We start from the raw sequence: 17,725 nt of genomic DNA on the forward strand, positions 1-17,725 counted from the left end.
AGTCTTCCTGCGCGCGCTTTCCAACAGTGGCTTGATGGTCTCGAATTGTTCGCGACTGATGTCGCTCGGATAGTTCTTTCTCACTCCCCGAGCTTCTCACGCCAGTGGGGAGACTTTGAACAGGTTCTTAGAGCCTGTTCGCGATCTCGCCCAATTTCGCTCCAACCCTTGGGGCAGTGGTCTTTGCGGGCGGTCTGCGGCGTTGCGGCGCTTGCCAAGAGCGGGGCTATTGGCCGCGCACCGCGCCTGGCATCCCATCGCGCAAAGACTGCTGCGCTGCACACGGAGTGATGGCCATGGAATTCAGCAAGAAATTTCTGCGGGCCAACAGCCCTTGTGCGGACGGGTTTCGGTGGTTCAGCGGGAATGTGGAGGACGGCACGGGCTGCCAGGAGGCGCTGGACACCCTGGTCAACGCCGGGCGGGTGGACGGTGCCTGCTGGCGCAGCACCGGTCGACCGGTGCGGTGCTGGCGGTGGAGGGGCGCGGCTCCATCGACGTGGCCACGGTGATCCAGGCCGGGCGCTCGGTCCGCGCGGGCCCGGGCTATGGCGTGTATGCCGGGCTGAATGTGCAGCAGGAAACCTGGGGGCCAGCGCGCAGGTGGGGTCGCGCGAACGGCCCGAGGGCCTGCGCAGTGGCATGTGGCTGGGGACGAACCCTCTGCATCCTGAAATCGACCGGAGCAGGGCTTGTGTGATGCTGTGACTTTAGTAAGCAATAATTTCAGCAACATTGACCCCGGAGGGATGGAGCATGTCCGACGTGAGTGAACTCAGCAACGACGACGCGGTTTACAGAACCCTTCTGGAATCGACCAAGGCCATTCCGTGGAAGATCGACTGGGCGACCAAGAAGTTTGCCTACATCGGCCCCCAGATCGAAGCGCTGCTGGGCTGGAGCCCGCAAAGCTGGATGACCGTGGAAGACTGGGCGACGCGCATGCACCCCGAGGACCGCGACCACGTGGTGAATTTCTGCGTGGCCCAGTCGCAGGCCGGAGTCGATCACGAGGCCGACTACCGGGCGCTGACCAAGGACAACGGCTATGTCTGGCTGCGCGATGTGGTACATGTGGTGCGCAATGAAAAGGGCGAACCCGACGCGCTGATTGGCTTCATGTTCGACATCAGCGAACGCAAGAAGACCGAAGAGAAGTTGCTCGTTCTGCAAAAAGAACTGGAAGCGCTGTCATTCAAGGACGGGTTGACGAACATCGCCAACCGGCGCCGGTTTGATGCCAGCCTCGAAGTGGAATGGGAAATCGCACGCAGCAACGGGCAGCCCCTGTCCATCCTCTTGTTCGACATCGATTTTTTCAAGCAATACAACGATCTCTACGGGCATGTGCGCGGCGACCAGTGCCTGATCGAGATTGCGCAAACACTGAACCTGGCGCTGGACGGCCCGCGCGACCTGGCTGCGCGTTTTGGCGGCGAAGAGTTTGTCGTGCTGCTGCCGCAAGCCGACGCCGCGGTGGCCTTGAAAGTTGCCGAACGCTGCCAGCGGCTGATTCAGAAGCAGGCGATAGCGCACGCGCAATCCCCGCTGGACCAGCGCGTCACCGTCAGCATCGGGGTTGGCACCGTCACGCCAGGCGAACACATCAAGCCTTCGCGTTTCATCGAGGCGGTGGACCAGCAACTTTATGCGGCCAAGAAAAACGGCAGGAGCCGGATCGAGACGGTCCAGGTGGCAGCTTGAGCGCGCCGGCCCGTCCCATGCCGCAATGCGGCACTGGCGGTGACCCCACCTCCATGGCACGCAGCCTGTGCGTGGGGCAGGCGCGGGTCACGCTGATGGCGCTGGCATGCTGCTGGGTGCTGCTGGGTGCTGCTGGTGCCCGGCGTGGCGGGCCAGGTGGGTGTGATGCTGGCCGCGGGCGCGGCCGGCTGGTGGCTGTTTGGGCGAGGCAGGGCGGTAGCGCCAGAACCTGCCATCGGTGCGCCGGATGGTCTTCATGTGCCGCTGCGCCGGCGCACGGGGGGGGTGCCGCTGTTCACGTTTGCGGCGTTTCTGGGCGCGTCCATGCAGGTCTGGCCGGGCGGCTGGCTGGGGGCGGCGGTGTGCCTGGTGGCGATATTTGTGCCCTCGTTTCTGCTGGTGGCGGATGCCCTGCCGTTCTGGGAGCCCCTGCGGCGCAATCCGCATGCACAGGCGGCGCTGGCGGGCGTGAATGCCGCCGTGGTGGGACTGCTGCTGGCGGCGCTGTACGACCCCGTGTGGACCAGCGCCATCCACGGCGGCGCCGACTTTGGCCTGGCGCTGGCCGCCTTTGTGGCGCTGGCGTTCTGGCGCGCGCCGCCCTGGGCGGTGGTGCTGGCCTGCGGAGCAGGGGGCGCGCTGTTGGCCGCGTGGCTGTGATTTTTATACCAAAATAGTCACTGGCGCTGAATGGAAAAGCACCATCAGCTATCAAAAAAGTAGTTTCGGCGCCAGGGTGCCGGGCTTTCTCCTCGGCTCTTTGCGCACTGCGCCCGTCCTACCTTGAACTCTCCCGTCTTCACGTCCCTGGTTCCGGTCATCCTGTTCATTGCGCTGGGTTTTTTTGCGGGACGGCGCGGCTGGATCCGGGCCGCTTCGGTCAAGGATCTGTCCAACCTCGTGTTCATGGTGCTCACGCCTGCGCTGCTGTTTCGCACCATGAGCTCCGTGCAGGTGCAGGACCTCGACTTTGGCCCCGTGGCCGTGTATTTCGCCGCTGCCGGTCTGATCTTTGCCGCCACGCTGGTGGTGCAGGGCTTCAGCAGCCTGGCGGCGGCACGCGGCCTGGCCCACACTTTCAGCAACACCATCATGATCGGTGTGCCGCTGGTGGGGCTGGTGTTTGGCGAGGCCGGGCTGGTCACGCTATTTACCCTGATTTCAGTGCATGCCCTGATTTTGCTGACCGCCGCCACGGTGGTGTTCGAACTGGCCGCCGCGCGCGAACGCGCCCGTTCGGGTGACGGCCCGCAGCACTCCATGCTGCGCACAGTGCTGCAGGCCATGGGCAATGGCATCGTGCACCCCGTGCCGCTGCCCATCATTGCCGGGCTGCTGTTCGCGCAGACCGGGCTGGTGGTGCCCGAGGTGGTTGGCAAGCCGCTGCAGCTGCTGGGGCAGGCGCTGGGGCCGCTGGCGCTGCTGCTGGTGGGGGTCACGATGGCTTTCAGCACCGTCGGCACGCATTTCAAGGCCGCACTGCGCATCGCCCTGGTCAAGAACGTCGTGCATCCGCTGGTGCTGGGCACGCTGGGTTGGACGCTAGGCTTGTCGGGGCTGTCGCTGGCCGTGATGGTGGTGGCGGCGGCGCTGCCCGTGGGCGCCAATGTGTTCCTGTTCACCCAGCGCTACGAAGTGGCGCAGGATGAAGTCACCGCCAGCATTGCGGTGTCCACCGCGCTGGCGCTGGTCACGGTGCCGGTGGCGCTGCTGTTGGCGGCCCGGCTGTAATCCCGTTTCCGGATCATTCGCGTCCAGGCGCGAAGCCGCAGGCAGGGCGGTAGCATGGCAAGTTGACGCGACAACCCCACGGAGGGTTTGGCAATGGAATAGGGGGCGCTCAGGGCGCCAGCCGCTCGCGCACCCAGGCGCCGCCGTCCTGGCGGTAGCGCAGGCGGTCGTGCAGGCGGCTTTTGCGCCCCTGCCAGAACTCCCACTGTTCGGGCTTCAAACGGTAGCCGCCCCAGTGCGGTGGGCGCGGGGGCTTGAGCATGAACTGCGCACCATATTTGGCGGCATTGGCCACCAGCACGCCGCGGCCAGAAATCACCTGGCTTTGCGGGCTGGCCCAGGCGCCGATGCGCGAGTCGAGCGGGCGGCTGGCAAAGTATTCGTCGCTTTCCGCATCGCTGACCTTTTCCACCACACCTTCGATGCGCACGACGCGCTCCAGCTCCACCCAGTGGAACTGCAGGGCCACATAGGGATTGCCGGCGATCTGGCGGCCCTTGCGGCTGTCGTAGTTGGTGAACCAGACGATACCGCGCTCGTCGTAGCCCTTGATGAGCACCACGCGCGTGCTGGGGCGCAGGTCGCTGCCCACAGTGGCCACGGTCATGGCGTTGGGCTCGGGCACTTCGGCGCTGATGGCTTCTTTCAGCCACTGGTCAAACTGCTGCAGGGGGGCGGCGTGGGAGGCGTCTTCGTTGAGTTCGGCGCGCTCGTAGCTTTTGCGGAGGTCGGCAATGGAGGTGGTCATGGGTACGATTGTGCACGCCCCGATGCAATCGACGGCCCTGTCGGTGCGCCAAGTAACCTTGTGCGGGCGCAGGGATGGACGGAAGGCGTAACGTGCCGCACGGGTTGATTGCACGGCACTTTGTGCAGCCCTGTGTGCGGCCCCGTTCGTGCGCCCATGAATTTCCTCTTTCCACCAGGAGAACCCACGATGCCCAATCTGAATATCAACGGCAAAGACATGGCGGTGGATGCCGATGAATCCACCCCCATCCTCTGGGCCCTGCGCGACACGCTGGGCCTGACCGGCACCAAGTTTGGCTGCGGCCAGGCCTTGTGCGGGGCCTGCACGGTGCACCTGAACGGCGCGCCCGTCCGCTCCTGCATCACGCCGATCTCGGCGGCGGCGGGCCAGAAGATCACCACCATCGAGGCCGTCACGTCCAGCGACAAGGTGGGCAAAGCGGTACACGCTGCCTGGGTGAAGCACGACGTGGCGCAATGCGGCTACTGCCAGAGCGGCCAGATCATGAGCGCCACCGCCTTGCTGCAAGGCAAGAAAAAACCCACCGACGCCGATATCGACGCTGCCATGGCGGGCAACGTGTGCCGCTGCGGCACCTATGTGCGCATCCGCGCGGCCATCCACGACGCCGCCAAGACCCTGGCCTGATGGAAGGAGAACACCATGCACTTCGAACCCCATGCCCTGCAGGGCCAGGCACAGCATTTCATGCCAAAACACCTCCAGGCGCTAATGGATAGAGCGCAAGGCGCTATCACTTCGGGAGCATTGGACGCGCCGGACGGCGTGGCGCGCCGCACCTTCCTCAAGGTGTCTGCGGCCTCGGGCTTTGCGCTGGGCGCGTTTCCGCTGGTGTCCGCCGAGCAGGGTGCGGCGGCTGCGGCACCCGCAGGCCTCAAGCCGCACGAGCAGCCCTCGGCCTTCGTGCGCATTGACGCCGATGGCACCGTCACCGTCACCATCAACCGCCTGGACTTTGGCCAGGGCGTGCAAACCGGCCTGCCCATGATCCTGGCCGAAGAGCTGGACGCCGACTGGAGCAAGGTGCGCAGCGTGCACGGCGACGCCAACCCGGCCTATGCCGACCCTGCGTTCGGCATGCACCTCACGGGGGGCTCCAACTCCATCAAGAACTCCTACACCCAGTACCGCGAGCTGGGCGCGCGCACCCGCGCCATGCTGGTCGGGGCCGCTGCTGCGCAGTGGGGTGCGGACGCGTCGACGCTGCGCACCAGCAACGGCTTTGTGGTCGGCCCTGGCGGCAAGAAGCTGGGCTATGGCGCGCTGGCCGAGGCCGCCATGAAGCAGCCCGTGCCGGAAAAGGTCGCGCTCAAGGACCCCCAACAGTTCCGCCTGATCGGCAAGCCCACCGGGCGGCTGGATGCCAAGGCCAAGTCGAGCGGCCAGCAGGACTACGGCATTGACGTGCGCCTGCCTGGCATGCTGACGGCCGTGGTGGCCCGCCCGCCCGTGTTTGGCGGCAAGGTCAAGTCGCTGGACGACAGCGCCGCCAAAGCCATCAAGGGCGTGAAGGCCGTGCTGCGCGTACCCACCGACCGAGGCGGCGAGGGCGTGGCCATCGTGGCCGACGGCTACTGGCCTGCCAAGCAGGGGCGCGATGCGCTGAAGGTGGAATGGGACACCAGCGCGGTCACCAAGTCCGACACCACTGCGCTGCTGGCGCAGTACCGCGAACTGGCCGCCAAGCCGGGCAACGTGGCCCTGCAGGCCGACATGGCGCCGCTGGCGGGCGCGCCCCACAAGATCAGCGCCGAGTTCGTCTTCCCCTACCTCGCGCACGCGCCCATGGAACCATTGAACTGCACCGTGAAACTGGACGGTGACAAGGCCGAACTGTGGATGGGCACGCAGATGCCCGGCCTGGACGCGATGGCCGCCGCCAAGACGCTGGGCCTGCAGCCGCAGAACGTCAAGGTCAACACCCAGATGGCCGGTGGCGGCTTTGGCCGCCGTGCCATTCCCACCAGCGACTATGTGGTGGAGGCCTGCGGCGTGGCCAAGGCCGCGCGCACTGCCGGCATCACCGCGCCGGTGCGCACGCTGTGGAGCCGCGAAGACGACATCAAGGGCGGCTACTACCGCCCCATGCACGTGCACCGCGCCGAGATCGGCTTTGACGCCAAGGGCAAGATCCTGGCGTGGGACCACACCATCGTAGGCCAGTCCATCACCAAGGGCTCGCCGTTCGAGGCCTTCATGATCAAGAACGGCATTGACGCCACGGCCATCGAGGGCATGAAAGAGCCCTACGACGTGCCCATGAAACTGTCGGTGCACCACCCGGACGTGAACGTGCCGGTGCTCTGGTGGCGCAGCGTGGGTTCCACCCACACGGCCTACGCCATGGAGACCCTGATCGACGAAGTGGCCCGCACGACCAAGCAAGACCCCGTGGCCTACCGGCTGGCCCTGATGGGCGACAAGCACCCGCGCCACAAGGCGGCGCTGCAGCTGGCCGTCGCCCAGTCGGGTTACGGCAAGAAGAAGCTGGCCGCTGGCCGCGCCTGGGGTGTGGCGGTGCATGAGTCGTTCGAGTCGGTGGTGGCCTATGTGGTCGAGGCCTCGGTGAAAGACGGCACGCCCAGGCTGCACCGCATCACCGCCGGGGTGCACTGCAACCTGGCGGTCAATCCGCGCAGTGTGGAAGCGCAGGTGCAGGGTGCCGCGCTGATGGGCCTGGGCACCTGCCTGCCGGGCGCCGCCATCACCCTCAAGGACGGCGTGGTGGAACAAGGTAACTTCGGCGACTACGCCGTACCGCGCATCACCGACATGCCCCAGGTGACCGTGCACATCGTGCCCAGCGCCGACCCGCCGAAGGGCATGGGCGAGCCAGGCCTGCCGCCGCTGGCGCCGGCGTTTGCCAACGCCATTGCCCAGATCACGGGCAAGACGCCGCGCGAGCTGCCGTTCAAGCTGGCGTGATGGCAGGAGAAAACCGCGCGCCCTGCGCCGCCCCGCCCGTGGTGCTGGTACTGGCTTCGGGCCGGGGCGAGCGCTTTGCCGCATCGGGCGGTGCCGTGCACAAGTTGTGCGCGCCGCTGGCGGGGCGCACGGTGCTGGAGCACACCCTGGCCGCCGTGCGCGCCAGCGGTTTGCCCTGGCATCTGGAGGATGCGGGCCACCCGGGCATGGGGGATTCGATTGCCGCCGCAGTGCGCGCCACGGCCGATGCCCCCGGCTGGCTGGTATTGCCCGGCGATCTGCCGCTGGTCCAGCCCGACACCCTGCGCAACATCGCAGCCGCCCTGGCGGACTGTGCCGTGGCGGTGCCGGTGCGCCAGGGTGAACATGGTCACCCCGTGGGTTTTGCGGCGCAATGCCTGCCCGGACTACTGGCCCTGGCGGGCGAGCAGGGCGCCGCGCGCGTGGTGCGCCAGCAGGCGCAGCAGGGCCGGGTGCGGTGGGTGGAGGTGGAAGACGTGGGCACGGTGACCGACGTGGACACCGTGCAGGACCTGGAGCGCGTCGCGCAGTTGCTGGCAGCGCGCCCGTAGCGGTGCGTTTACCTCGCCGTGATCACGGCGCAGGCCAGGCGCGGGCCGGCATTGCCAGTGGGCTGGGTCTGGTAGTCATCCGGGTCGCGGTGCACGATCAGCCCCTTGCCGACGATATCGTTGGCGCTGCCACCCACGCGAATGGTGCGCGACTCGAAGCGGAATGCAGCCACGCCGCTGGCGTCGGCCTTGAGGCTGGGCAGGTCACCCGTGTGGTGTTCGCCCATGCCGTGGTGGCCGTGCGGCTTGCCGCCCGGGTTGAAGTGGCCGCCCGTGCCCATGCCGTCGCCGCTGGAGCAATCGCCTTTTTCATGGACGTGGAAACCATGTTCTGCGCCCGGCTTGAGGCCGCTGATGGTGCCCGACACCTTCACCACATCGCCCGACTGGACAAACGTCACCGTGCCGGCTGCAGTGTTGCCGCGCGTGGGTTGGAGCTGGGCGGTGGCGCTGGGACCAGCGGAATAGGCGGCGCAGCCCGCCAGCGAGGCCACCAGGGTGGTCGATAGGAAAACGGTGTGCAAGGACATGCCTGAAACTCCTGAAAAAGGTTGACGGTAAGCACCGGCACTCACAGGCTGGGGTGCCTGCCACAGGTGCTGCCGGCGAGCGCCATCGTGCCCCATGGTGCATTCTCCATCTGGCGTGAAAGAACTACAACTGCCATCCCCGGCGGCTGCAACGGTGCCAGAGCCCGTCGCTCACACCGCCAGCCTCCCCATTGCCTTCGGCTGCCGCTGTCAGCCTCACCGCCAACAGGGCTCCCCCGCGAACCGTCGCGAACGTTGACGGCAACGAGGCCTGCGATCAAGGATGTGGTGGCAACCACGCGCATGGCCCTTATCGAAGGAGGCCTGGGCTCAGCGCCGACGGTGTGTCAGCGCAATCAGACGGGCCAGGGCCTGGTCCTGGATGCCATGCCGAAGCAACTCCTCATGGGTGGTCTGCGCATAGTCGCGCGTGGTGCCAAAGCGCCCGCGGGCCTGCTCGAAAATGCGGCGGTATTCATGGTCGGGCAGCACGCCGGTGTGGTTGGGGCTCTTGCGCGACAGGGTGAAGGCGAGGGCGCGCACGGGACCGTGCGGGGTCTGGCAGGCCAGCCAGCGTGGGTCGTACACGGCGGTGACCATCTCGCGCTGCCACAGGTTGGCCAGGACCTGCGGGGCATGCGCCTTGTCCACACGGAACACCATGCCCCGGCAGCTGCCGCCCGAGAGCATGCCAAACACCAGGCCCGGGCATTCGGGCGTGCCCCGGTTGACGCGACTCCACATCTTGAGTGCACGGTGCCAGCCGTGCACCTTGGCGGCTCTGCGCTCTGCGTAGTCAAAGTCCGGGCGCCAGATGAGCGAGCCATAGCCAAAGATCCACAGATCCTCGTGGCCACCCCAGTCCATCAGGGCGCGCTCCAGCATGGGTGCAGGATCTCGCAGGGGGGCGGGCAGATTCGTCATGCGTTCACTCTACAATCCAAGGCTTTGTTTCAACAGGCCGGGTGCGCCACCATGCGGGTTGCGCGCCACTGGCACCACCATTTTTACGAGGATTTCCCATGTCTGACGACGACAGCCAAGAACGTTTTGCCCTCGGTTTCCTGATTGCGCTGATTGCGCTGCTGATTTCCGTGGTGGTGGGCACCGTGGTGGTCAAGCGCATGGGCGGCTCGGCAGCACCCAAGCCCGCTGCAACCGCTGTTGCAAGCAACGCGCCAGCAGCACCCGCCGCTGACGCAGCGGCCACCGACGGCGCCAGCGTGCGCGTGGAAAACGGCGTGGTGAAGTTCTACTTTGCCAGCGCCAAGGCCGACCTGGCCGCAGGCGCCAACGAAGCCCTGGCCGATGTGGTCAAGGGTGTGTCCGAAGGCAAGACGGCTGTGGTTTCGGGATTCCACGACGCCACGGGCGATGCCGCCCTGAATGCCGAGCTGGCCAAGCAACGCGCCTTTGCCGTGCGCGACGCGCTCAAGGCCCTGGGCGTGGCGGAAGACAAGATCGAACTGAAGAAGCCCGAGGAAACCACCGCCAGCGGCAGCAACGCCGAAGCCCGCCGCGTGGAAGTGGCACTGAGCGCCCAGTGACCAAGAGCTTGCATTGAACCCAAAAACCCGGCAATGCCGGGTTTTTTTATGAGTGAAGAATGCCACTACCTTTTATCAATAAAGCGCTACCAGCTATTTATTTGATGGTGAAGGATTAACGCAAACCAGCGCCGCCCGTGCCCTCGGCGCGCTGGATCAGTTCGATCTTGTAGCCATCGGGGTCCGTCACAAACGCGATCACCGTGGTGCCGCCTTTGACCGGGCCTGCTTCGCGTGTCACATTGCCACCCGAGGCCTTGATCTTCTCGCACGCGGCATAGGCATCCGGCACGCCCAGTGCGATGTGGCCATAAGCCGTGCCCATCTCGTAGCTTTCCACGCCCCAGTTGTAGGTCAGCTCGATCTCGGCCTGGCCGGGGTTGCCGCCCTCGAAGCCCAGAAACGCCAGCGAGTATTTGTACTCGGGGTTCTCGGACTGGCGCAGCAGTTGCATGCCCAGCACCTGGGTGTAGAAATCAATCGAGCGTTGAAGGTTGCCAACGCGCAGCATGGTGTGGAGGAATTTCATGCCTTCGATTGTGCCGGCAAGTCGAAAACCAGGCAGGTGGTGGTGGCGTGGGCGTAGAGCGTGCCATCGGGCCCCACCAGGCGCGCCTCGGCCGTCGCCAACTGGCGCCCAGCATGGATCACGCGGCCCTCGGCGCGCACGCGCTGCACCTTGGGTGTGATGGCCTTGACCAGGTTGATGCCCAGCTCGGCCGTGGTGTAGCCACGCCCGGGCTCCATGCGCGTGTGCACTGCGCAGCCCAGGGCCGAATCGAGCAGGGTGGCAAACCAGCCCCCGTGCACGGTGCCCATGGGGTTGAAGTGCTCCACGCGGGGCGTGCCCTGGAACGTGGCCATACCTTCGCCCACGTCCACGATCAAAAAGTCCAGCGTCTTGGCGATGGCGGCATAGGGCAGTTCGCCACGCAGCATGGCTTGCATTTGCTGCAGGCCGGTCAGGTGAGCGATCTGGTCGCGGCGGGCCACACCCGGGCCGGGGCCTGCATCCAGTGCGGCAAGGATGTCGCGCTCCTGCGCGAGCCAGTGTTCAAGGTGGTTGTGCTGGGTCATGGGGCGTACGGGGCGGTGGTGTGGTTGAAACGCGTTGGTTGCATATGCAATTATTGCAGATACAATGAAATCCATGCAAGCCGAACCATCGACCCTGGTCCCCGTGCTGCCGCAGGGCTGCACCAACTTCAAGCTGCGCCAGCTGATGCGCCGCGTGGCCAACCACTACGACGCCGAAATGGCCCAATGCGGGCTCAAGACCACGCAGTATTCGCTGCTGTCACACGTGCTCAAGCTGGGCCCGATCCGTCCGGTCGACCTGGCGGTGGCCATGAAGATGGACGCCTCGACGTTGACGCGCAACCTGCGCCCGCTGGTGGATGCCGGTTGGGTCACGCTGGAAGCGGGCGCCGATGCCCGCAGCCGCCTGGTGCACATCACCGACACCGGCCGCAACAAACGCGCCCAGGCGCAGCGCCACTGGAAGGCCGCGCAACGCGCGCTGAATGAAGCGCTCGGCGTGGAGCGCGTGATGGCATTGCATGCGCTGGTGGATGAATCCATGGATCTGCTGGCGGCGTTACCCGTACATGAGCATGGCCATGCCGACTGATGCGTGCCAGGCCTGTTCTTCTGCAACGGCGTCTGTCCTGTGACTGACGGCCTCAACCCCCGCACCCGCATGCTGCTGGAGGCGCCGATTGCGCCCACGCTGCTGCGGTTGGCGGCACCCAATGTGCTGGTGATGCTGGCACAGGCGGGCGTCGGGCTCATCGAGACCTACTTTGTCGGCCAACTGGGCACCGACGCGCTGGCGGGCATGGCGCTGGTGTTTCCGGTCGTCATGCTGATGCAGATGACCTCCGCCGGGGCCATGGGCGGCGCTATTGCGTCGGCCATTGCACGCGCTTTGGGCGCCCGGCGGCGTGACGATGCCGATGCGCTGGTGCTGCATGCACTGGCCATTGCGGCGGTTTTCTCGCTGGTGTTCACGGTAGGCTTGGTGGGAGGAGGGCGCTGGCTCTACACCCGCATGGGCGGCACGGGCGGCGCGCTGGATGCGGCACTGGTCTATTCCAGCTGGGTGTTTGCGGGTGCGTTTCTGGTGTGGCTGTTCAACACGCTGTCGGCCGTGATCCGGGGCACGGGCAACATGGCCGTGCCGGCCTATGTCACGGTACTGGGGGCCTTCGTGCTGGTGCCGCTGTCGCCGCTGTTCATCTTTGGCTGGGGCCCCATGCCCGGCCTGGGCATCGCCGGCGGGGCCATCGCGCTGATGGCGTACTACCTGGCTGGCAGCGTGGTGCTGGCGGCGTACCTGTGGTCGCCGCGCAGCCTGCTGCGGCCGTCGTTGGCGCACATCCGGTTTCGCTGGGTCTTGTTCAAGGACATCCTGCGGGTCGGGCTGGTGGGCATGGTCTCTACCGTCGCCACCAACCTGGCGATTGGCGTCACCACCGCACTGGTGGGCGGCTTTGGCACGGCGGCCATCGCGGGCTACGGCACGGCGTCCCGGCTGGAATACCTCTTGGTACCGCTGGTCTTTGGTCTGGGTGCACCGCTGGTGGCCATGGTGGGTACCTGCATCGGCGCGGGCCAGCGCGAGCGGGCGCTACGCGCCACCTGGATCGGCGCAGCCATGGCGTTTGTGATGGCCGAGGCGATTGGCCTATGGGCGGCAACGTTTCCCAACGCGTGGTTGTCGCTGTTCAACAACGAGCCGGCCATGCTGGAGGCGGGTGCGTTGTATCTGCGCACCGTGGGCCCTGCCTATGGATTTTTTGGCCTGGGCCTGGTGCTGTACTTTGCCTCGCAAGGGGCAGGGCGCCTCCTCTGGCCCGTCATCGGCAACATCGTGCGCCTGGCTGTTGCGGTGACCGGCGGCTGGCTGGCGCTGCACTGGGGTGGCGGTTTGGCGGCGGTGTTCGCCGCCCAAACCGTGGCGCTGGTGCTGTACGGCGCGGTCAACGCCTGGGCGATTGCGGGCGGCGCATGGTTTGGCCCGGTAGGCTGGCCGCGCATTCAAACCGGAACGGTGTAGTTCAGCGTCATGCGCCCGCCGTCCACGGTCACGATCTCGCCGGTCACATAGCTGGCGGCATCGCTGGCCAGCCAGGCCACCACATCGGCAATCTCCGACGGCTCGCCCAGCCGCTTCATGGGCGTGCGGCTCATGATCTTGTGTTTGGCCTCGTCGCTGGTCAGAACGGCCTTGGCGGCCAGCTCGGTGGCGATGGTGCCGGGCGCCACGGCGTTCACACGGATGTTCTTGTCGGCCAGCGCCAGCGCCATCACGCGCGTGAGCTGGTTCACGCCGCCTTTGCTCACGTTGTAGCTGGCAATATTGGGAATGGTCAGCACACCGTTGACCGAACTCATGTTGACGATGGAGCCACCGCCACAACCGTCATTTTGTGCCACCATGGCCCGCGCCACCGCCTGACCGACCAGGAACGAGCCCTTGAGGTTGACCCGCAGCACAGCGTCAAAGTCGACTTCGGTCACGTCCAGGAAGTCTGCAGCGCGAAAGATACCCGCATTGTTCACCAGCACGTCGATGCGACCATGGGCCGCCAGAGTCTGGGCCACCAGGGCGTCCACCTGGGCCTTGTCACCCACATCGCAATGGACATACAGCACACCCAGTTCCTGCGCCAGCGCCTGGCCGCGTGCATCGTCCACATCGACGATCACCGGCTTGGCGCCTTCGGCCGCAAAACGGCGGACGCAGGCCTCACCAATGCCTTGTGCGCCGCCGGTGACGATGCAAACCCGACCTTGGTGGCCTAAATGGATGGTGGATGCTGGGGGAGTTGCCGGTGCAGGTATGGTCATGGCTTGGATGGTAGCGGTTTGCGCTAGCCCAGCCCGCCCAGGCATCGCCCGGTAGCTCCATGCGGTTCAGGAGCCGCAGCAGCCGGTAGGCCGTGTAAGGAATGTCGTGCCGCCCGGTTTCCCAGTTATGTAAAGTCCGCTGGGTGATGTGAAGATTCTTCGCGCAGGCGGCCTGATCCCACCCCAGCGAGCGGTACAGGGTGACGAAGCGGGAGGCAAGCTGGGCGCGGGTTTCCGGGTCAAACCGCCTGGCCTTGATGCGCTGTGCGACTAGATACGATGTATATTATGTTAACTATTTAAATTCACATCCAACCAACTGATGATCTGCTTCGCATTTCCTCTCGTCAGCGGGTTGCTTACAGGCAACTCCTTTGACATCCCAGCCAGGCGACAGAAAGTAGGTCCGGAAAACGGCTGAAGTGCGACACCATCGAGGTGCAGCCGCCCTCCTTCGTGCTTGGACCACCTTTCTGTCGGGCCCGCCTTCACCTGAGAACCATTTTTGCCTACCCGGATGCCACGGGCGAGTAGTTGCTTGTGCATGCGAGGCCTATTGCATCAAGCGCGCCTTCTTCGAAGTTCCACTTGCTTGACGAGCGCGTAAAGCGCAGGGATCACGGCCAGCGTCAGTACGGTCGAGGAAATCATGCCGCCGACCATCGGTGCGGCAATGCGGCTCATCACTTCCGAGCCGGTGCCAGTGCCCCACATGATGGGCAGCAGGCCCGCCATGATGGCAACGACTGTCATCATCTTGGGACGAACCCGCTCGACTGCGCCTTCCATGATGGCCTCATAGAGATCTGCCACGCTAGGCTCCTTGTTGTCGGCACGCCGCTGGGTCTGAATCTCTTCCCAAGCATGGTCGAGATAGATCAGCATGATGACACCCGTCTCCGCCGCCACCCCAGCCAACGCGATGAAACCCACCGCAACGGCCACCGACATGTTGTAGCCCAGCCACCACATGAGCCAGATACCGCCCACCAAGGCAAACGGCACCGACAACATGACGATCAAGGTTTCGGTCAACCGCTTGAAGTTCAGGTACAGGAGCAGGAAGATGATCAGCAAGGTGACCGGGATGACCACCTTCATTTTCTGCACCGCACGCTCCATGGACTCGAACTGACCGCTCCATGTGGCGTAGTAGCCGGGCGGGAATTTGACCTGCTCGTTCACTGCTTTGCGCGCCTCGGCGACGTAGCCACCAACGTCACGCTCTCGGATGTCCACAAAGATGTAGGCTGAGAGCAATCCATTTTCGGTGCGAATGCCCGGTGCGCCCTTGGCCACCTCCACGCGCGCGACCTGGCCTAGCGGCACCATGGCTCCGTCCATGGTCGGCACCAGGACCTCGCGAGCGATTTGTTGCGGATCGGATCGCAGTTCGCGCGGGTAGCGCACCGTCACGCCAAAACGCTCTCGCCCTTCCACCGTGGTAGTGACCATGTCCCCGCCGAGTGCCGTACCAATGACTTCCTGCAGATCACCCACCGCCAGCCCGTAGCGCGCCAGCTGCGTGCGGTCAGGCTCGATATTGAGATAGAAACCGCCTGTGATCCGCTCCGCGAAGGCCGAGGTTGTGCCTGGCACCGCTTTCACTACGGTCTCGATCTCCCGCGCCAGGCGTTCCATTTCGTTCAAGTCCTTGCCGAAGACCTTGATGCCAATGGGCGTGCGGATGCCGGTGGACAGCATGTCGATGCGCGCCTTGATGGGCATGGTCCAGGCATTGGAGACGCCTGGAAACTGCAGTGCCTTGTCCATCTCGGCGATCAATTTATCGGTGGTCATGCCAGATCGCCACGCTGACTCAGGCTTGAGGTTGATGACCGTCTCGAACATTTCCGTCGGTGCGGGGTCGGTGGCCGTGCTGGCTCGCCCTGCCTTGCCGTAGACCGACTCCACCTCCGGAAAGCTCTTGATGATCTTGTTTTGCGTCTGCAGCAACTCGGCGGCTTTGGTGATCGACATGCCGGGCAGCGAAGCGGGCATGTAGAGCAAGGTGCCTTCATTGAGTGTCGGCATGAACTCCGACCCCAGCTTGCTGGCCGGATAGAGCGACACCCCCAGCACGATCAGGGCAATAGCAATGGTCGCCTTCTTCCAGCGCATCACAGCGGCGATGATGGGTCGGTAGGCCCAGATCAAGAACCGGTTCACCGGGTTACGTGACTCCGGCATGATGCGCCCGCGAATGAAGATCATCATGAGCACCGGCACCAGCGTCACCGACAGGAGCGCCGCGCCCGCCATGGAGAAGGTCTTGGTGAAGGCCAGCGGCGAGAACATGCGTCCCTCCTGTGATTCCAGCGTGAACACAGGCAGAAACGACACGGTGATGATGAGCAGCGAGAAGAACAGTGCCGGGCCGACCTCCTTGCAGGCGGTGAGCATGGCTTGCGCTCGCTGCCTGCCGTCGTGCTCGGGCGGGAGCCTCTCCAAGTGCTTATGGGCGTTCTCGATCATGACGATGGCCGCATCCACCATGGCACCGATCGCAATGGCGATACCCCCCAGACTCATCAGGTTGGAATTCATGCCCAGCAGGCGCATCGCGATGAAGGAAATCAGCACACCCACGGGCAACATCAAGATAGCCACGAGGGCGGATCGAATGTGCATCAGGAACACCATGCAGACCAAGGCCACGATCAGGCTTTCCTCCAGCAGCGTGCGTTTGAGCGTATCGATGGCCCGATGAATCAGGTCGGAGCGGTCGTACACCGCCTCGATGGTCACGCCCTCGGGCAGGCCGGTCGAGACCTCGGAGATCTTCTCCTTCAGGTTATGGATGACCTCCAGGGCGTTCTGGCCATAGCGGGCCATGGCGATGCCCGAGACCACCTCGCCCTCCCCATTGAGTTCAGTCAGGCCGCGCCGTTCGTCGGGAGCGATCTCGACGCGGGCAATGTCTCGCATCAATACGGGCGTGCCCTTTTCAGCCTTGACGACCAGGTTTTCAATGTCCGCTACGCCGCGCAAATAGCCTTTGCCGCGCACCATGTATTCCGTCTCGGCCATCTCGACAACGCGGCCGCCGACGTCACGATTGGAGTCGCGAATGACCTGTGATACCTTGGCCAACGGAATGCCGTAGGCCCGCAGCTTCACCGGATCGACGGTGACTTGGTAGGTTTGGACAAAACCACCAATGGATGCCACCTCGGCCACGCCATGTGCCTTGGTCAGCTGATAGCGCAGGTACCAATCCTGCAAAGTGCGCAACTCGGCCAGCGTCTTGTCCTTGGCAAGCAAGGCGTACTGGTAGACCCAACCCACACCGGTGGCGTCAGGGCCGATTTGCGGCGTGACACCCTTGGGCATTCGGCCGGATGCGAAATTGAGGTATTCCAGCACACGGGAGCGCGCCCAGTAAATGTCTGTGCCATCCTCAAAGATGATGTAGACGAAGGACGCTCCAAAGTAGGAAAAACCGCGTACCACCTTGGACTTGGGCACCGACAGCATGGATGTGGTCAACGGATAGGTGACCTGGTCCTCGACCACCTGGGGCGCTTGCCCAGGGTATTCGGTATAGACGATGACCTGCACGTCGGACAAGTCCGGCAGCGCATCCAGCGGTGTTCGCAGGACCGCGAACACTCCCCCTGCAATGACAAAAAGGGTGGCAAGCAGAACCAGAAAGCGGTTGTTTCCCGACCAGCCAATGATCTTCGCGAGCATGGTGTTCCCTGAGGGTCAGTTATGGCCGGCGTGCGGACTGGCCGGCGCATTGCCCACGGGGAGCCTGTCAGAAAGTTTGTGTGTGAGGCATAGCATGTCAACAAGGAGCATGAATGCCACGCAAGACGAAGACCACCGCATCAGCGGACAAGGCGGCGCAGCCGCAATTCTCAGCCGAGCTGCTTGAGCAACTCATTCCCGGGCCAGTCACGCCAGCCGAGCTTGAGGGCATCTTCCAGCAGTTCAAGAAGTCGGTGCTTGAGCGCGCGCTGGGCGCGGAGATGAGTCACCACCTGGGCTACGCCCCCGGCCAGGCCAAGCCCGAAGGGGCTGCGGCCAATCACCGCAACGGCAAGAGCGCCAAGACCGTGCTGACCGACGCCGGCGCTCTGCGCATCG

Annotated in this window: 16 protein-coding genes and 2 pseudogenes; 10 read left to right on the forward strand and 8 right to left on the reverse strand. The window is 64.8% G+C overall.

From position 1 onward, the window contains the following. Positions 1 to 84 (reverse strand): annotated as a pseudogene (locus K225_RS22315) (IS5/IS1182 family transposase); the annotation flags it as partial. A gap of 672 nt (positions 85 to 756) precedes the next feature. On the opposite strand from K225_RS22315, the gene K225_RS0118380 reads away from it, so the two are divergent. The 3 genes and pseudogenes from K225_RS0118380 to K225_RS0118390 all read left to right on the forward strand — a co-directional run bounded on the left by K225_RS0118380 (position 757) and on the right by K225_RS0118390 (position 3,435). Continuing rightward, positions 757 to 1,704: a sensor domain-containing diguanylate cyclase gene (locus tag K225_RS0118380; RefSeq protein WP_026437723.1), complete on the forward strand. Its 948-nt coding sequence runs from the start codon at positions 757 to 759 to the stop codon at positions 1,702 to 1,704. Between the two features lie 53 nt (positions 1,705 to 1,757). After that, positions 1,758 to 2,364, forward strand: a pseudogene (locus tag K225_RS0118385) (chromate transporter); the annotation flags it as partial. A 123-nt stretch (positions 2,365 to 2,487) separates the two neighbouring features. Beyond that, positions 2,488 to 3,435, forward strand: a complete 948-nt coding sequence (locus K225_RS0118390) for an AEC family transporter (protein WP_026437725.1) — start codon at positions 2,488 to 2,490, stop codon at positions 3,433 to 3,435. Between the two features lie 109 nt (positions 3,436 to 3,544). Here the strand turns inward: K225_RS0118390 and pdxH are convergent, their stop codons facing one another. Beyond that, positions 3,545 to 4,183, reverse strand: a complete 639-nt coding sequence (gene pdxH, locus K225_RS0118395) for a pyridoxamine 5'-phosphate oxidase (RefSeq protein ID WP_026437726.1) — start codon at positions 4,181 to 4,183, stop codon at positions 3,545 to 3,547. Between the two features lie 189 nt (positions 4,184 to 4,372). On the opposite strand from pdxH, the gene K225_RS0118400 reads away from it, so the two are divergent. Genes K225_RS0118400 through K225_RS0118410 form a run of 3 tightly spaced genes read left to right on the forward strand, consistent with a single transcriptional unit; the run spans position 4,373 to position 7,704 of the window. Then, complete coding sequence (locus tag K225_RS0118400) at positions 4,373 to 4,834, forward strand: (2Fe-2S)-binding protein (protein ID WP_026437727.1); 462 nt, start codon at positions 4,373 to 4,375, stop codon at positions 4,832 to 4,834. A 15-nt stretch (positions 4,835 to 4,849) separates the two neighbouring features. Continuing rightward, on the forward strand, positions 4,850 to 7,132 hold the full coding sequence (locus tag K225_RS0118405) for a xanthine dehydrogenase family protein molybdopterin-binding subunit (RefSeq protein WP_026437728.1): 2,283 nt from the start codon (positions 4,850 to 4,852) through the stop codon (positions 7,130 to 7,132). Next, entirely contained in the window at positions 7,132 to 7,704 is a 573-nt protein-coding gene (locus K225_RS0118410; RefSeq protein WP_026437729.1) for an NTP transferase domain-containing protein, read from the forward strand. Before K225_RS0118405 ends, K225_RS0118410 begins: the two co-directional genes overlap by 1 nt. An 8-nt stretch (positions 7,705 to 7,712) precedes the next feature. Here K225_RS0118410 and K225_RS0118415 read toward each other — a convergent pair whose 3' ends face one another. Further along, complete coding sequence (locus tag K225_RS0118415; RefSeq protein WP_026437730.1) at positions 7,713 to 8,234, reverse strand: superoxide dismutase family protein; 522 nt, start codon at positions 8,232 to 8,234, stop codon at positions 7,713 to 7,715. Between the two features lie 330 nt (positions 8,235 to 8,564). Next, positions 8,565 to 9,158, reverse strand: a complete 594-nt coding sequence (locus K225_RS0118420) for a gamma-glutamylcyclotransferase (RefSeq protein WP_026437731.1) — start codon at positions 9,156 to 9,158, stop codon at positions 8,565 to 8,567. A gap of 98 nt (positions 9,159 to 9,256) precedes the next feature. Between K225_RS0118420 and K225_RS0118425 the strand changes: the two genes are divergently transcribed. Further along, positions 9,257 to 9,781, forward strand: a complete 525-nt coding sequence (locus K225_RS0118425) for an OmpA family protein (protein WP_034713363.1) — start codon at positions 9,257 to 9,259, stop codon at positions 9,779 to 9,781. A 115-nt stretch (positions 9,782 to 9,896) separates the two neighbouring features. Here K225_RS0118425 and gloA read toward each other — a convergent pair whose 3' ends face one another. Further along, positions 9,897 to 10,310: a lactoylglutathione lyase gene (gene gloA / locus K225_RS0118430; protein ID WP_026437733.1), complete on the reverse strand. Its 414-nt coding sequence runs from the start codon at positions 10,308 to 10,310 to the stop codon at positions 9,897 to 9,899. Further along, positions 10,307 to 10,858, reverse strand: a complete 552-nt coding sequence (locus K225_RS0118435; protein ID WP_026437734.1) for a PaaI family thioesterase — start codon at positions 10,856 to 10,858, stop codon at positions 10,307 to 10,309. The genes gloA and K225_RS0118435 overlap by 4 nt, the downstream gene beginning before the upstream one ends. Positions 10,859 to 10,931: 73 nt before the next feature. Between K225_RS0118435 and K225_RS0118440 the strand changes: the two genes are divergently transcribed. Together K225_RS0118440 and K225_RS0118445 are read left to right on the forward strand one after the other, a co-directional pair. Then, positions 10,932 to 11,411, forward strand: coding sequence for a MarR family winged helix-turn-helix transcriptional regulator (locus K225_RS0118440; protein WP_026437735.1), 480 nt, complete (start codon positions 10,932 to 10,934; stop codon positions 11,409 to 11,411). Between the two features lie 69 nt (positions 11,412 to 11,480). After that, positions 11,481 to 12,839: an MATE family efflux transporter gene (locus tag K225_RS0118445; protein ID WP_051249075.1), complete on the forward strand. Its 1,359-nt coding sequence runs from the start codon at positions 11,481 to 11,483 to the stop codon at positions 12,837 to 12,839. On the opposite strand, the gene K225_RS0118450 is transcribed toward K225_RS0118445, so the two are convergent. Both K225_RS0118450 and K225_RS0118455 read right to left on the reverse strand, forming a co-directional pair. Then, positions 12,821 to 13,633, reverse strand: coding sequence for an SDR family NAD(P)-dependent oxidoreductase (locus tag K225_RS0118450; protein ID WP_026437737.1), 813 nt, complete (start codon positions 13,631 to 13,633; stop codon positions 12,821 to 12,823). The two genes, K225_RS0118445 and K225_RS0118450, sit on opposite strands and share 19 nt — an antisense overlap. A gap of 561 nt (positions 13,634 to 14,194) precedes the next feature. Further along, on the reverse strand, positions 14,195 to 17,326 hold the full coding sequence (locus K225_RS0118455; protein WP_026437738.1) for an efflux RND transporter permease subunit: 3,132 nt from the start codon (positions 17,324 to 17,326) through the stop codon (positions 14,195 to 14,197). A gap of 113 nt (positions 17,327 to 17,439) precedes the next feature. Between K225_RS0118455 and K225_RS21225 the strand changes: the two genes are divergently transcribed. After that, a partial coding sequence (locus tag K225_RS21225; protein WP_026436496.1) for a transposase occupies positions 17,440 to 17,725 on the forward strand: 286 nt, incomplete at its 3' end.

Source organism: Acidovorax sp. JHL-9 (genome assembly GCF_000426205.1).
Classification (GTDB): Bacteria; Pseudomonadota; Gammaproteobacteria; order Burkholderiales; family Burkholderiaceae_C; genus Acidovorax; species Acidovorax soli.